The following is a 16,562-nucleotide window of genomic DNA, read 5'->3' as shown; positions in this document are numbered from 1 at the left end:
CCCCACCATTTATATGACTTAGTACAGAACGTCTTCGACATCTGACATGTATTAAGCTAAAAGATCCGCCCCCGGATCTTTTTCTGCGTTACCCCATTTAATATGTTTATTTCCTTACATTATGTATGAATAACACATTTTTGACTGTGGAAACGAGACACTTCACTACTTTTGTATTCATCAATTAGATATAATGAGCTTTGTGTCTAAAGGAGAAAATACAAATGAAGAAGAATAGATTTCTGGCGCTAGCCTTAGCGCTACTTGTCGCATTCTCTCAAGTATCCGTACTTGCCGAGGATAAAACAACCCACGAAATCGCCCCCACAGTTCTTTCTGAAACTAGTCATGATGCAAACAAAAACAATACATCAAATATAGATTTAGATCCTGCTGTGGGCACACCCCAACCACAGAAGGGTGAGATTTCTACAGAAGTCGACGCAGCGCAAAACGTAACCGCACTGTCGACTGAATCCGTGAAACCTCAGCAAGCCGCACCACGTACCCAACGCGGGCCTAAAGATTGGTCAAAAGCAATCTTACCAGGAACTGCACCAATGCTGACGTTATTACATACTAAGAAAGACAATGTCATCGATAATAATGGTGATATCACATATCGAGACAGTCAAGAAATCACTGATTTCGATCAGCCTCTAAACATTGAAAATGGCGATGTCCTTAGTTTCAAAATCAATTGGAAAATTGATGAAACAATCGCAAACTCTGACGACCCCGTATTACCACAAGATTATCTCGAATTTGATTTACCCAAACATTTTGCAAGTACTGCAAATCTGTTTATAACTGAATATGGTACTTATAAGGTTGAAGATGGTAAAGTACGCTTTACCTTTAACGAAGCACTCAATTCAGGATCAACATCGAGTGGTTTGCCAGAAGGAAAACTCAATTTAAATTTACGAGCAGATCTTAATAATGTTGATTTGAATGTTCCATTCGATATCACAATTCCTTATACTGATGAAAAAGTCTTAACCTTAAATCCTCGTTTGGATGTTAAAGACGATGTTACCAAAAAAGTACTTTCAGCTGAAGCAAATGGCCAAACAATCACATGGGAAATTGATATAAACCGTAGTAGTACATCAATAACCAATGCCAAGCTTCTTGAAACACTCCCCGAGCATAGTTCATTAGTATCTGTAACGAAAACCGAATTAAAACCAATCTTAAAGAATGGTAGTTTATCATTAGAACCCGTTTCTAATACAACAACATCCCTTGATGTAGCGTCTCAAACAGGACGCAATGTCGAGATTAGCTTAGGTGATATCGATAAACCCTATCGAATTCATGTTACTACCAAAACAGATGACTCATCGATTGACCAAAGCAAAGAATTTGAAACACTCATTAACCATGCCAAACTTACTGGCGAAGGAATCAAACCTGGATCCAAAACTGAAGATTCAGCATCATTCACTTATACACTTCCTGAGAAAGTAACCAAAGAGCATATAGCAGGTGTAGAAAATTCTGGTAAGGATTCATGGGCAGTTGCGATAAATCCTCATAAAGTCTCTTTAAAAACTGGCACAGTCTTCAAAGATACACTTTCAGGCATTGCAAGTACCTATGATTCATCCAGCTTCAAATTTAAAGTTGGATCAAAAACTTATACTCTTGCTGATTTAAAACAAGATAGCACAAACCCTAATAAATATACGTTCGAAGGCTCAGATGCTACATCACGTTTCAGTTTTGAATTGAACAATAGCAGTAAGAACCCCCACTTCGAGCTAACCTACCTTAGCAATTCATCAGAACGTGTAGATATTACTTACGATACAATTGTGACGCTTCCCGAAAAAGGAAATAGTGACAATGTAACAACCCAACCTGATGGCAATGTCACCAACCGAATTATTGGTAAAACAGGTGATACAGTCATTGGTAGTGGTGGCGGTACCGGTGCTGGATACCACGGTCGAATTATTTCAAAATCAAGACCAGTGATTGATTATGCAACAGAGACAATGACATGGACCGTCGAAATTAACAATAAAGAATATCTTCACGATAAGATTCTTGTGAGTGATATGCTTCAAGGAACCCATAACATCTTCTCGATCGATACGGATTCTTTAAAACTGGATGGCGTCGCAGTTTCTACAACAACGCACAGTTCTCTTACATTCACCAAAACAGGTGACAATGTAACAGGATTCTCGTTCGAAATTAACCCACCTAAACCAACCAAACAACGTTATGTACTCACCTATACAACGAAGTTTGATGCTCGTCAATTTGAAACAAGTGAAGCAATTGGTATTGCCAATAACGCCGCAGTAGAATTATCAAATGGCAGTACAACATTAATTGATACAACACGCGTCTCAGAATCAATCAGAACGACAGTTTCACACAACGGTGAGAAACGTGGTCATTTTGATTTCAACGATCCGAAGAAGATTATCAAATGGGAAAACTATCTCAACTTCAACAATCGTCCGGTTAAAGATGCGATTGTATTCACAGATGTTCTTCAAAACAATCAAGTTTATCATCGTGAATCACTCAAATTCTTCCGTTATACGGTTGACGCGAATGGTCGCACTGTTTTAGGCGATGATATCACCAAAGATCTTTCGATTACCCCCACTGTTGATATCGCTAAAACAATTAATGATGACCAAACAGAATCACAAACAACGACACTAACTGTTCGAATCGATGGCGATAACCTAAAGGCATTAGGTTCCGACCAACGTATCGCAATTATATTTGAAACCGATATTAAAGATGTAGAAGCACCCCAAGAAGTCATCAATACCGCTCAGGTAACATATGATGACTACAAAACCGAAATTACTGCGAAAGTTAAGGTTTCCGATGGACAGCATGTTGTAAAGTCCAGCCCAGGAGCGATTGATATCGATGCGTCTGGAAATGTTAAAATTCCATGGCAAATTGACATCAACCAACGACGTTCAAAGTTACAAGAAACTATCCAAGTCCAGGATTTATTGAATGACACACACCTTTATCTTCCTGAAACCTTGAAGGTTTATAAAGTCGTTTACGACAGCACGGGACAAGAAATTCAAGAGAAATCTGAATTGCTTGAACCCAACCAATACTCTGTAACCTATCTAAACTACGCCAACGATGGTAAGACAGTTTTAGATGGGCCTATTAACGAACCCCACAGACAAGGATTTAAACTCGAAATACCCGTAACCAAAGGCAATGAATACGCATCATTCAAAGTAACATACCAAACAGAATCAATCGTTTCTGAAGGTCGTGTTGAATGGACAAATAATGTATCGATGGCAGGAATTATCACGGACAGTGGAACAAAAACTGTAACGGACTCCAGCCATAACTCCTATACATATGGAAGCGGTAGTTCTGGTGTTGTGAATCTCGAACTCGAAATTCTCAAAATATCAGAAAGCAATATTACCGACAAGTATGGTAAACCCCTCAATGGTGGCGACCCACTTGAAAATATTCAATTTAAATTGATCACACCAAACGGACGTACAATCCGTGAAGCAACAACCGATAGAGATGGAAAACTTGCATTTAAGGGACTTTATCCAGGAAAATATCGTATTGAGGAAGTTGCTCCGTATCCGGGATATGTTTCAATTGCACCACGTGACATCGTACTCTCAGCAAATACTGAAGCAGAGCGTAAAAAGCACGAAACAGTTGTTAATTACCCACTATCGATCGAAGTTCTAAAAGCATCCGTAGATGGCACAGCACTTGCGGGCGCTACATTCGAACTCTATACCCACTCTGAAAGTGACGGCTATACGTTATTCCGTTCAGCACAAACATCGGATGCACAAGGCCGTATCGTCTTTACAAACGATATTAATCCTGCTTCAGGAGTCACAGCAGATCGCAACAACTTGCTTGAAGATGGCGTCACTTATTATCTTAAAGAAACACAAGCTCCTGATGGATTTATCCGCAATGATGCATACATCCCAGTAACAGTCAGCGTCAACAATAACGGTCTCACCACCGTAAATGTCGTTAACCACAAAGCAAAACTTAGCTTTGCGAAAACTGATGCTCTTGGCAACACACTAAATGGTGCAACATTCGGATTATTTACAGATGCTAGCGCAACACAACAAGTTTACGAAGCAACATCAAATACACAAGGACTTGTATCCTTCGAAAATGTCGCTGTTGGCAACTATTATTTTAAAGAGACCCAAGCAGCACCTGGCTATGTTCTTGATAATACAATTACACCAGTTGTTGTCGACCTTCACTCACCGCTTCAAGTTGAACTTGATTCACGAATCAACTACCAAGGATCCGTTACATTAACAAAACACAATGCGAACAGTGATGTCCTCGAAGGTGCTGTCTATAAACTCTACGATGCATCTAACAACCAAATTGGAGATACATACACAACGGATATCAATGGCTTGATTTCTGTTACAGATTTAGCTCCAGGTTCTTATTCATTTGTAGAAGTAGTTGCACCAAATGGTTATCTCTTAAATACCATTCCTGTTACCTTTACAATCGCATCAAGTGCTTCCGGTGAACCAACCCCTGTCGTTACAAACCATATCAACTACAAAGGTTCAGTTTCACTCATAAAAGAAGCACCAACAGGTCAAACGCTTGAAGGTGCGGTGTATAAATTGTACGATGCAGCAATGACCCAAATTGGAGATACGTATACAACGGATGTCAATGGCATTATCTCTGTATCCGATTTAGCTCCTGGATCATACTCATTTGTTGAAATTGCAGCTCCAAATGGCTACCTCGTCAACACAACACCAGCGGTCTTCACAATTATGGCTCAGGCTGAAGGCAACTTAACAAATACAGTAGTAAAACATGTGAACTATCAAGGTTCCGTTTCATTCACAAAAGAAAACATGAATGGCGATGTCCTAGAAGGCGCTGTTTATAAACTTTATGATTCCAGCAACAACCAAATTGGAGATACATACACAACGGATATCAATGGCTTGATTTCTGTTGAAAACTTAGCTCCAGGTGCTTATTCATTCGTTGAAGTCACAGCACCACTTGGTTACCTCATTAATACTGTACCAGCAACCTTTACCATTGCTTCTGAGGCGATTGATACACCAATCGCTATCACAGCTCACCATATCAATTACAAAGGCTCTGTTACACTCACTAAAGAAAACAAAGACGGAAACGTCTTAGCAGGTGCTGTTTACAAACTCTACGATGCCGATAACAACCAAATTGGAGATACATACACAACCGATATCAATGGCTTGATCTCTGTTGATAATTTAGCTCCTGGTACCTATTCATTTGTAGAAATAACTGCACCACAAGGTTATCTACTTAATACTGTTCCGGCAACCTTTACGATTGCTTCTGAAGCTGTAGAAAATCAAACAGCTACAGCAGTAACTCATATTAACTATAAAGGAACTGTTTCCTTAATTAAGGAGAGCCCAAATGGCACTGTTCTTGAAGGTGCAGTCTATAAGCTCTACGATGCTCAAAATCAACAAATTGGGGATACGTACACAACGGATGTTAATGGTATTATTTCGGTTGCTGATTTAGCACCGGGTTCTTACTCATTTATTGAAGTTCAAGCACCACACGGGTACCTTATTAATACAGCACCTGTTTCATTCACAGTTGTGGATGAAGCTGTAGATAACTTAACAAATACCATTGCACGACATGTTAACTACCAAGGTTCCGTTTCACTAACAAAACAAGATGCAAATGGAGATCTTCTCGAAGGTGCAAGCTATCAACTCTACGATGAGACAATGAATCAAATCGGGGACACGTATACAACAGATATCAATGGCTTGATCTCTGTCGAAAACTTAGCTCCTGGTACCTATTCATTCGTGGAAATTTCAGCACCTCAAGGGTATGTCATTAATACAACACCAATTACTTTCGTGATCGATGCTGAAGCAATGGGCGCACCAACACGTGTTGAAACATCTCATATCAACTACAAAGGATCCGTTTCATTCGTGAAACAAGATGCAAGCGGCCATGTACTTGAAGGCGCAACATATAAACTCTACGATGCTACAATGAACCAAATTGGTGATACCTATGTTACGGATGAATCAGGCTTAATTACTGTATCTGACCTTGCACCTGGAACCTATCAATTTGTGGAAGTTGCAGCACCTAACGGGTACATTATCAATACCGTTCCTGCTGAATTTACAATTCAAGCTGAATCAAAAGGTGAACCAGCCTCTGTTGTTATACACCATATCAACTACAAAGGATCTGTTTCTCTTATCAAAGAAGACGCTCATGGCAACCGTCTTCAAGATGCTGTTTACAAACTCTACGATGCAGATAAGCAACAAATTGGCGATACATATACGACTGATACACAAGGTACGATCGTAGTTTCTGATCTTGCCCCTGGAACTTACACCTTCGTTGAAGTAACAGCACCTAACGGCTTTATGATCAACACGCTTCCAGCAACATTCACGATCAAATCTGAATTAGCAGGTGAACCATCTCTTGTCGTTGCACACCATATCAATTATCAAGGATCATTGACAGTCACAAAAGTTGATCCTAAAGGAAATATTATTGGCGAAGCTACCTTTGAACTATTGGATGCATCTTTAAATCCTGTCGCAACATTAACTACGGTTAATGGTATTGCTCATTTTGAAGATTTAGCTCCAGGAACATACAGCTTACGCGAGACAGTCGCACCGCAAGGCTATGTACTTTCGAAGGAAATCATTACCATCGAAATCCCAGAAACTTATGCGGGCGCATTCGAATCAATTGCTGTCGAATTTGAAAATGATGAAGAACCAATTGTTCTTGGCGAAAGCAAAGAACCTAAGAAACCATCTGAAACACTCCCACAAACTGGTGTTTCTAATTCAGTTCTTTTATCTGGTACTGCACTAACCTTAATGGGGCTCTGTGCTTTAATCATTGCGAAACGACGCAAACATACCAAAAATTAATCATTTTGAGACTTACACCCTAGTGGTGTAAGTTTTTTTAATCACTTGATGATATTGGTTATCACTTCACTTTCATTCTCGAACAAATAAGTGCATAATAGATATAGGAATGAAGGGTTGTAGCGTTTAACGACATTCCAAACCTTGGTAAACCAAGAACCTTTCAATGAAGCGAAAATAAAAAGCAAGATATCTTGCTTTTTATTTGTATTCGGAACACAATGAAATAAAGGAGTGATATCATGAAAATAGGATTTATTGGAATTGGAAACATGGCACAGGCAATCATTCACGGAATGCCTAACAAGGAAGATATCATTATTAGCGCACGAACGCATGATGATACGCTGTTTAAAGCAAATAAACTGAACGTTACCCCCGCTGCCAATCATCATATGCTGGTTATCGAGTCAGATATTATTGTGATGTCGGTCAAACCTGAAATGTTTAGTACTATTTTTGATGAAATAGGCCCTTACTTGCGGGGAAAAACAATTGTGTCTATCGCAGCAAAACTTACCATCGAGATGATACAGGAACAAGTCGGCGACATTCCCGTGATTCGCGCAATGCCCAATTTAAATGTAGCCATTCAACAGGGCATCACGGCCATCACGGCATCAGACAATGTCGAAAATCAGGTTGCAACATATGTTCGCGAAATGTTTGATAATTTGGGTTCAACGGTCCTCATCCATGAATCACAAATGAGTGGTTTTATCGGACTTGCAGGAAGTTCTCCGGCATTTGTATTTAAGTTTATTGATGCAATGGTTAGTGAAGCAATGCAAGAAGGGTTTGCTTACGACGATGCATTAAGCATTGCCAGCCACGCTGTATCCGGAAGTGCAAACTACTTACGTATTAGTGGTGTCGATGCCCAAATTTTAACGGAACGTGTTTGTTCCCCTGGCGGCACAACGATTGAAGGTGTACGTTCGCTCGACGCCAATCATTTTGAAGATACTGTCCGTAAAGCAGTACGCGCAACCATTAACAAAGATAAACAATAAACAAAAACTCCTATGATGGGAGTTTTTTTGTTGAATCCGGTGCACTTTGCAAGTCATCGTTTATCTCTAAATGCTAGAATGAAGATAAAGGAGGATACTTATGGAAAAGATTTCAATCACAACTCGGGTTAATCAACCTATTGACCTTGTTTGGGAGGTTTGGAATGACCCACAACACATTATGAAGTGGAACCAAGCATCTGAAGACTGGCATACTGTCCGTGCCTCGAACAATCTTACCGTTGGTGGACAATTGTTGTCACGAATGGAAGCCAAAGACGGTAGCATGGGATTTGATTTTGGTGGCACATATACCGCGGTAGAACCGCTCTCACGTATTGACTACGTGTTAGATGATGGGCGTGAGGTATCGGTTATATTTTCAGAAAACTATGACTCCACTACCGTAACACAAACATTTGATCCAGAGGCAACAAACCCCGTCGCCTTTCAACAAGCAGGATGGCAAGCGATTCTTGATAGCTTTGCCCACTATACTGAAAAACTTTAAGGTTTTTCAGTATGATATGCATACTTAATTGTGTGCTTTATTATCTCATGATATAATAGCCCTACGGGGTCGTCATGGTTTCGACAGGATTTCGTTTGATCTCAATTGCAGTGGTGTGGCTACCTAAAGGCCAAAAAACTTATAACTGGAAACAACAGTTTACAATTCGCTGCTTAATTAGCGTTTAACGCTGCAGCCAGATACTATGCGTTTTAGCCTTTGGGCAAATAGTATCTAACAACCTACAAAGGATAAGGTGTTGCATTGCTCGGTGTACCACACGAAAATCTAAGAGCGCATCAAGGTTAATGGTTTGTCTTATGTCCTTGCCTTGATTATTAACACGAGACTAAACTGTAGACGTTGAGATGTGGGACACTTTCTGGACGCGAGTTCGACTCTCGCCGACTCCACCATATAAAAACAACCGAAGCACTTATCAGTAGTTACTACTCATAAGTGCTTTTTTGTTATCTGAGGTGCATAAAATACCATATGCCACTTGTCATTTATATTACGAAACTTGTTTAGAACGAGTTTTCAGTCTCTGATATGAGTGTAAATGCGTTTACAGTATCGGTACGTTCTTGTTCTGCGACATAGGATAAGATTTGTAAGATTAAATTACTGATGAATGAACCCAGTAAGTCCTTATTTGTGGTTTTACGGGGTACAATCGTAGCATAAATTGCTTGTGTGCAACTTTAGTTATTTTTCAGTACAAATACTCATTCAAAAGAAAAATGCTGGTTAAACCGCTTAAATCTAGCAAAAAGAAAAACGGTTATATTTCAAACCGTTTAATCATAGATTAAATTACTCCAAAAGGGTATGTTCTTACAATCAGCAGAGTTGTCAAATTCTTTTATTTTAAACTCAATTTGCAAATAAGACTCTAAATTATCTGAATAACAGATAATATCACTGCCTGCAATGGATAGAATTTTCATATTTTTATCATTGGCTACGCCCACAATGTATCTATGAGAATAGAACGGAATTATTTTCGGAGCCCTTTCATATTCACTATTATAAATTTTTATTGCCTTTTCAAGATCATTGGGTTTCTCCCCCCAATTTTCACACCAATAATTCTCGTTTTCAATCTCTTTTAAGATATCTAGAAAAGGCCGTTCAATCATTTGTTTTATTTGTTCGATATTCTGATTACTTAAATCTTTCCAATTATAAAACCCTTTTGAAATAGGCACGCCACAGCTCAAGAACTCTTTCAGTTGACTGGGAAATATTACATTAAGTTTATCTTCAATAATTTTGAAGTCATATTCTGACATACCCTCTGCAAAGATAATACCTTTATTAGTTAAATTTGCTATCAACTTTTTATAATTACTTTTCATTAGTGTTTCTCCTTATTCAAATGGTATGAAAGTTTCGTAATGGTCGTTCGTATACCACATAGAACCATCACTACCAATTATAATACGTTCACCCCCCCTGTTTTGACCAGAAATATTTGGATGAACATCATATTCTTTGTAGGTTGGACCTTCAGGGATTTTTTGACCTGTTCCTCTTGGCTGATTCTCATAAACTTTTCCACCTTTATACCCATCTGGAGGTGTTCCATTTCTAGATTTAACTTGGTCAGCTACATCTTTTGCTTCTTGCGGAGCATTTCCCGTCCTCTTATGTTTACTGAAACATTCCATTGTCTACAAAGGGACATCCTAATACAGGGTGTCCTATTATGGAATTAAAATAATGCTTTTATTTTAATTTCAAACCAACAATTAATAATATATTGGCTAGCAATTGTCCCCCTAGTTACAATATTCAAAGCATTTTCAAAACTTTGAACACTTTTACCACCGCTTAGTATGTACTTATTGTCTAACCTTGTGATACTGAACAACTCTTCTAGATAGTAAAACTCAATTTCTCTCCCCATTTCCAACAACATGATAAATGCAGCTATTGAGTGATAGTTTAAAAGTTCATTTGTTATTAATTCGTGCAAGTTGATATTATTCTCAATTAAAGTTTCTTTTTTCATATTAATTAGTCCCTTGGACTTCCTCCATTTGTCCAATCCCAATAATGTTCTTGAGGGAAGGTATGTGTATTATGTGGGTCATTGTGTTGGTAATCAATATCCTTGATTGCTCTCCCATTTTCATCGAAAAATCTACTTTGTATGTCTGGCTATCGCAAACTCATTTTATATACATGTTAGTGTAGTAACACATTGGTCTCTAATTCTTTGATTCTAGACTTTCCACCTTAAGATATGTTTGACTCTTTCAAGTTCAATTATTACCGTTAACATCCTATAGCTTATAGTATTTATATTACTCAGATAAATTTACATATGTTTCAACATTCTTGTTTTTAACCTTCAATACCTTGTCAAATTTAGATAAATTATCTTTTGATGTATCATGAGTTACAAGTAATACCGCATTTTTTTGCATACACAAAAATGTGGTAAGTGTCTCAGACAATATTGCATCGACGGATGAAAACGGTTCGTCGAATAAAAGTAAGTCTTTGTTTGAATTTAGCGCTCTAATAAATGCGATGATTTGTTTTTCACCCCCACTTATTTTCTTAGGCTTAATAACCTCACATGTTTCTTTATGCAAGATTTCTTTTGCAAGGTCTGCATACTCTGTATTTAATGGATAACTACCAAAAATCGTTATATTATCCTCCAGGGTTTCGCTAAAAATCACTTCTTGCTGACTGCTATAAAATGAATTCAATGTAATATATGATTCACCAGAACGAATGCCATCAATGAAAACCGGATTTTGATTATCTGCTAACAAAAGTGCCTTGAGCAAACTACTCTTTCCAGATCCCGTTTCTCCAATGATCGCAATCTTTTCACCATTCTTAATTCTTAAATCGACCTTATCGAGAATCAAATTGTTACCATAATTTACGGATAAGCCCTGTACTAAAATCTCTTCAAAATCAACACTATCGGTTTCTTTAAGTGCATATGTTTCAAAAGCGAGTAAATCTTCAATTCTTATTCTCGTTTGTTTTACAGAATGGATCATATTTATATCCGTTAATATATACCTGATAGGATAAATAAAATTTTCGATGTATGAAAATGACGCAACTGCTGCACCTACCATAATCTCACCCTTTAGTAACAGTATGGAAATTGTGGTAAAAGAGCTGAAACTTACCATGAGCATCACAAAACCATTTGTAACATTTGCGAATGTTTTAAATTCACCATAGTTAAATAAACTCTGTTGAGCTTCATCTGAAGATATTTCATGCCTACGATTGATCCCCTTAAGTGTAAACAAAGAAACAAGGTGCTTTGAACATAAAAGTTCATTCAGTTTATCGAAATATTTCTCATAGGAGCGTAATTGCGCTTTCCGCCTTATAGAAAGTTTATTTGCAACTAAATAAGGGACGCATACTGCCCCTAGAGTCACGAGAATTACCACACATGCAACACGCCAATCTACAAATACAACTAAAGCAACTGCATAGACAGTAAACTGAACCAATGACCGTGCAATGTCTACAATTGGGCTTAAATAGTCTGAATCCAATGCTTCCACATCATTATTGAAAATAGCAACATATTCGCTTTCTGTTTGTTTTTGAAACAATTCAGACGGCAGTGTAATTACTTTAAGAAACAAATCTTTTTGAAGATCTCTTCGAAATGTCGCAGACATTTTCCACTCTAGTCTTTGATATATGTATTGAAACAAAGAATTCAATGCAATCAACATAAAATACATCAGGATTAAAGAAGTAACAAACTTCCAACTCAGCGCCTCTAAATTATTGAAGAGCATAATATTAATATAGGGAATAAACACATTTGTAAATGTCCACAACAGAGAGAACAAGAATTGCAAAAAAAGATTAAGTTTTAACTTCTTTATGTATTTTCTCATTTATAGATCCTTTCACTTAAAAGGTTTACATTTCTGTAAACATTAAAAAAAAACAACTAATTACTTTCCATTACATGCACCTTATATTCTCACCCTTTGCAGCAAATATTTGTTCTTCAAAGCAAAAGTGGCAACCAACTCACCTATAATGTAACAATCGAGAACAATGGCATGAATTCCCGTCTCCACTTTTCATTAATCGACGGCACGTACCGTGCTGGAACTTATTCACGTAATGCAGGCTCTTATCTTTCACAGCCTCCAGGATATTTTATGGATGACCTTGATGATTACTCACAATGACTCATACTTCAGAGTACGATGGCGTCAATAAACAGGAGTATCATGTAGATGTTGAGATGTGGGACACTTTCTGGACGCGAGTTCGACTCTCGCCTGCTCCACCAAATACAGAATAACCCACTATTTAGTGGATTTTCATTTTAATTGAGAAGATTTTCGAGAAGAATAGAATATATTTAGTATTCAATGAGATATTATTTCAGTCCTTTTACCTCAACACTTCTACAAACAACAATCCTTCAGAGAAATATATCTTCATTTGCTTACCGCCAATCGTTGATAAGTCTTTACTTCGTATCAGAAACCGAAACACTTATTTTGATTAATTTAGAAGATGCTTCACTTTTTGTTTTTGACGTAAATTAATACAATAATTGTGAAGATAAGAAATATTAGTGCACATATTTGCAATATTGTTGAAAACGTACCTGGCATGAAAAGAGAAATGGTCATAATTATTAATGGAATGAATATTATGAAGAGATTGAAGTTTCTATTCTCACTAGCTTTGATAATATGTTTAATCATTACAGTATTCTTTCTTTGATACAGTAACTAATTCATTTTCGAATATTTTTACTGAATTATCTTCCTAAGCACTAGCGGGAATAATAGTGACCAATAACATCAAAAGAGACAAAACAAAAATGCTAAACATCTTAAATATTTTACTCATTTTTATTTCCTCATTCTACCTTTCGGTTTATGTATAGAATATAACACGTTACTCATTTGTGAAATAGTATACTTGATTAAACCGTTGTATTTGATGTGCAAAATGAAAAAAAGCCCCCCAATCTGAACTGCGCCTTGTCAAGTAGACAGATGAAATAAATAAAATGTGTAAGATGATTTATCACTTAATGATAAATCATCTTTTCTTATATTCGAATTGCTTGTATTTTTTTTCTCTAATGTTTAACCAGTACGTCTTAATCTTCTTGTAAGGTGCCATTGCGTTAGTCAAGCAAAATTACAACAGTAGGGTTGAGTTTGCATAGACCTGATTCGGTGGGTTTCCATTGTTAAATGTATGGAAACGTTTGGAATTGTACAAATTTTCTTCAAAATCGAAAATCGTCGAATCCATCTATCTTTTGTCATAAATGAATAATTATAGAAAACGAGTATGAATACCCTTGATTGTCACAGTAGTAACGCATCATTCTGATTCCTAGCACTTATCAGTAGTTAATACGAATGGGTGCTTTTTTGTTGCTTGGACATAATTCATTCACAATCTCAACATTCATTGATGATACGTTTCTATATTAAACCAACACATAATAGGCACATTTATTATAAACAAAATTGTCTATGCTATAATGAACATACTATCTAAGGGGGTAATTCATGGGATTGGTGTCTTTTCTTGACGAAAATCAACTCTTTTCCGATACGGAACTTAATCAGAAATATAACCACTATTGGTTAAACTTACTTGATGTACATAATACTCCACTACCTCATAATATTAAGGTAGACTTCTCATGCACCATACAAATCAGCCAACAAAATATAACTTTATATTTCAAATTTCCTGATTTATTGATGCCTGAATCACATTTTTACGATCATTTACCGGAGGTTCCACTGTCTTTCTTTAAGCGTTACGGAAGGGTTTCAACTGTAAACCCTTCGCAAAAATCTCAATCAAAAGGCGATCTACTAAGTTGCTACTTTCCCATCAATGATTCATTGTTACTGCTCATTGATGGAAACCACCGCTATCATAGGTCTATCGGAGGACCGGATATGCCCAAAATACGATTCATTCCTGAATCTCTTTTAATATCCAACAATTGCTTTTCTGACAGTAATAGCTTATATTGGTACATTTTCTTGGTTGAGTTAAATACAATTCAACGCATCAAAAAAGAACTAAAGCTCACAGACGCTGAAACATGGAATAAACTCTACTGTAATACAAACGAACTTTATTTTACTTACAACAAACTATTCAAGGGGAGGATACGATGAAGCATAAAATTTTAAAAGTTTCGCAAGTTGCATTAGCTGCTCTGGTGTTATCACAAAGTAATTCAACGATTTTTGGAGAGACAGCACGTGATTGGAATTTAGACAATCGCCTCATCGATTACATTGCCACAAAATATTTTTGTGAGCGATCAAACCGTGGGAAACCAGGATGTGCTGAATTTGAAATTCATCCCAATGATTTAAAACCTTCAGATTTAGTTGGCGAATACGTTGCTTTTGATTTCAATTGGCGTACCGTCAAAGATATATTTGTCAATGCTCCTGTGGAAAGAATTTCTGATAAATTAGACGTTTTAAATGGTTTGAGGTACAATTTTGACCTCATTGATTCTGACTTTGTGTTTCCTTATAGCGCACAACAGTTACCCAATACCAACATTAACATTGGTTTTACCAATGCTGATATCCGTGAACCTTTAGACTGGGAGTCCATCGAAGGAACTTGGAATTTACCGTCTATGTTTGATGAGAATTTACTTATTGGAAATACTAATATATCAATCGATTATGTTCAGTCTTCTTCCACACCACCGGAAAAGATGCTTGCTCTTTACCAAGAAACAATAACTGAAGAGAATTATACATCTTTCAGTATTCCTCTAAGTCAACAATATCAACCTTTAAATACCGACGCAGATGCAGTAATGGATATATACTTTAGATATTCTCAACCTTTGGAGCAAATATTTGTACTTCAAAGCAAAAGTGGCAACCAACTCACCTATAATGTAACAATCGAGAATAATGGCATGGATTCCCGTTTCCACTTTTCATTAATCGACGGCTCGTACCGTGCAGGAACTTATTCACGTAATGCCGGCTCCTATCCTTCACAGCCTCCAGGATATTTTATGGATGATCTTGATGACTACTTCACAGTGACTCATACTTCAGAGTACGATGGCGTCAATAAACAGGAATATCATTTTGAGGGTAACGGTACCTTTATGCTTAACGCGCCCAGTGCACTATTTGTCCATTACGTTGATGATCTTGGAAACATTCTTCACGAAGACCTTACGAGTAGTGGGTTAGTAGATGAAAACTACACTACCGAAGCATTAGATTTCGATGGTTATACCCTTGAACGCGTCGAGGGTAATCCGAAGGGTGTTTTCGCAGAAACAGATACTCATGTTACCTATGTTTACACAAAAACAAAGCCGGTTGATCCAGTTGATCCGGTTGATCCTGTTGACCCTGTTGATCCTGTTGATCCTGTTGACCCTGTGGATCCCGTTGACCCCGTTGAACCTATTGGGCCTGTGGATCCAATTGATCCAATTATTCCTATTGTCCCTGTTAAACCTACAGAGCCAAATATCGAAAACGAAACGATACCAACATTGCCGCAAACCGGAATACAAACAAATCAAACATCACTTATCGGTGCGATTGTTACATTACTTGGGAGCCTCGCATTACTAGGCTCGCGAAAACGAAAGAACACGAGATTATAAAATGCACTAAAAAGGGGATCCCAGCTTAAGGACACCCCTTTTTTAGTTTGGTGTTATTTTTCTTGCGACTACAAATAAAACCACCATTTTCCATCACATTCATAGAGTTCATGTTTCTCACCATTCATCAGTATACAGTATTGCGTTGTACGGATTGATACATCGCGATGATGTGCGATACTTAGCACTTTGGTTACTGTATTTTTTATCATACCAATTACTACAAATAATGGTATATAACTCCCATCGAGCTTATGGAGCACCACGACTTCAACATATTTCCTACTTAATGTCATCTCTATCACCTGACTTCATTATAAACTTAGTTTCGGACATTCCTTGACCGATACTATAGATATACTCGATCCTTATACTTTGCAATAATAGTTTCACATTGTACA

9 protein-coding genes and 1 other RNA gene are annotated in these 16,562 nt (G+C 37.4%); 5 read left to right on the top strand and 5 right to left on the bottom strand.

Annotation, left to right across the window (positions count from 1 at the left end; translation table 11 throughout):
- The first annotated feature begins 224 nt into the window (after positions 1-224).
- From G7061_RS01145 to ssrA, 4 genes are all read left to right on the top strand, one after another.
- Positions 225-6,974, top strand: coding sequence for a SpaA isopeptide-forming pilin-related protein (locus G7061_RS01145; protein ID WP_166118108.1), 6,750 nt, complete (start codon positions 225-227; stop codon positions 6,972-6,974).
- 242 nt (positions 6,975-7,216) lie between these two features.
- Positions 7,217-7,987 (top strand): pyrroline-5-carboxylate reductase, encoded by a 771-nt coding sequence (proC, locus tag G7061_RS01140; RefSeq protein ID WP_159639815.1) that lies wholly within the window; start codon positions 7,217-7,219, stop codon positions 7,985-7,987.
- Between the two features lie 100 nt (positions 7,988-8,087).
- Positions 8,088-8,498, top strand: a complete 411-nt coding sequence (locus G7061_RS01135) for an SRPBCC family protein (RefSeq protein ID WP_166118105.1) — start codon at positions 8,088-8,090, stop codon at positions 8,496-8,498.
- 65 nt (positions 8,499-8,563) lie between these two features.
- Positions 8,564-8,914: a transfer-messenger RNA gene (gene ssrA / locus G7061_RS01130) on the top strand.
- Between the two features lie 384 nt (positions 8,915-9,298).
- On the opposite strand, the gene G7061_RS01125 is transcribed toward ssrA, so the two are convergent.
- From G7061_RS01125 to G7061_RS01110, 4 genes are all read right to left on the bottom strand, one after another.
- Positions 9,299-9,859, bottom strand: coding sequence for a hypothetical protein (locus G7061_RS01125; RefSeq protein ID WP_166118102.1), 561 nt, complete (start codon positions 9,857-9,859; stop codon positions 9,299-9,301).
- A 12-nt stretch (positions 9,860-9,871) separates the two neighbouring features.
- The gene (locus tag G7061_RS01120; RefSeq protein ID WP_166118099.1) at positions 9,872-10,171 is read right to left on the bottom strand and encodes a ribonuclease domain-containing protein; all 300 of its coding nucleotides are present in this window, start codon (positions 10,169-10,171) and stop codon (positions 9,872-9,874) included.
- A 44-nt stretch (positions 10,172-10,215) separates the two neighbouring features.
- Positions 10,216-10,515 (bottom strand): hypothetical protein, encoded by a 300-nt coding sequence (locus G7061_RS01115; RefSeq protein WP_159639821.1) that lies wholly within the window; start codon positions 10,513-10,515, stop codon positions 10,216-10,218.
- A gap of 295 nt (positions 10,516-10,810) precedes the next feature.
- Entirely contained in the window at positions 10,811-12,397 is a 1,587-nt protein-coding gene (locus G7061_RS01110) for an ABC transporter ATP-binding protein (protein WP_166118097.1), read from the bottom strand.
- A gap of 2,279 nt (positions 12,398-14,676) precedes the next feature.
- Here G7061_RS01110 and G7061_RS01105 point away from each other — a divergent pair.
- A complete protein-coding gene (locus tag G7061_RS01105; protein ID WP_166118095.1) occupies positions 14,677-16,161 on the top strand; it encodes a MucBP domain-containing protein in 1,485 nt (494 codons plus the stop codon).
- 68 nt (positions 16,162-16,229) lie between these two features.
- Here G7061_RS01105 and G7061_RS01100 read toward each other — a convergent pair whose 3' ends face one another.
- On the bottom strand, positions 16,230-16,457 hold the full coding sequence (locus G7061_RS01100; protein WP_166118093.1) for a hypothetical protein: 228 nt from the start codon (positions 16,455-16,457) through the stop codon (positions 16,230-16,232).
- Positions 16,458-16,562: the final 105 nt, after the last annotated feature.

The sequence above is a fragment of the Erysipelothrix sp. HDW6B genome, assembly GCF_011301115.1.
In the GTDB taxonomy this organism is placed as follows: Bacteria; Bacillota_I; Bacilli_A; order Erysipelotrichales; family Erysipelotrichaceae; genus Erysipelothrix; species Erysipelothrix anatis.
Note: the sequence above shows the minus strand (reverse complement) of the source record. Positions and strands in the feature narration are given on the sequence as shown.

Excerpts from the sequence above, each read along its gene's own strand:
- G7061_RS01145 (WP_166118108.1), top strand. The coding sequence starts at position 225 with ATGAAGAAGAATAGATTTCTGGCGCTAGCCTTAGCGCTACTTGTCGCA.
- proC (WP_159639815.1), top strand. The coding sequence starts at position 7,217 with ATGAAAATAGGATTTATTGGAATTGGAAACATGGCACAGGCAATCATT.
- G7061_RS01135 (WP_166118105.1), top strand. The coding sequence starts at position 8,088 with ATGGAAAAGATTTCAATCACAACTCGGGTTAATCAACCTATTGACCTT.
- G7061_RS01125 (WP_166118102.1), bottom strand. The coding sequence starts at position 9,859 with ATGAAAAGTAATTATAAAAAGTTGATAGCAAATTTAACTAATAAAGGT.
- G7061_RS01120 (WP_166118099.1), bottom strand. The coding sequence starts at position 10,171 with ATGGAATGTTTCAGTAAACATAAGAGGACGGGAAATGCTCCGCAAGAA.
- G7061_RS01115 (WP_159639821.1), bottom strand. The coding sequence starts at position 10,515 with ATGAAAAAAGAAACTTTAATTGAGAATAATATCAACTTGCACGAATTA.
- G7061_RS01110 (WP_166118097.1), bottom strand. The coding sequence starts at position 12,397 with ATGAGAAAATACATAAAGAAGTTAAAACTTAATCTTTTTTTGCAATTC.
- G7061_RS01105 (WP_166118095.1), top strand. The coding sequence starts at position 14,677 with ATGAAGCATAAAATTTTAAAAGTTTCGCAAGTTGCATTAGCTGCTCTG.
- G7061_RS01100 (WP_166118093.1), bottom strand. The coding sequence starts at position 16,457 with ATGACATTAAGTAGGAAATATGTTGAAGTCGTGGTGCTCCATAAGCTC.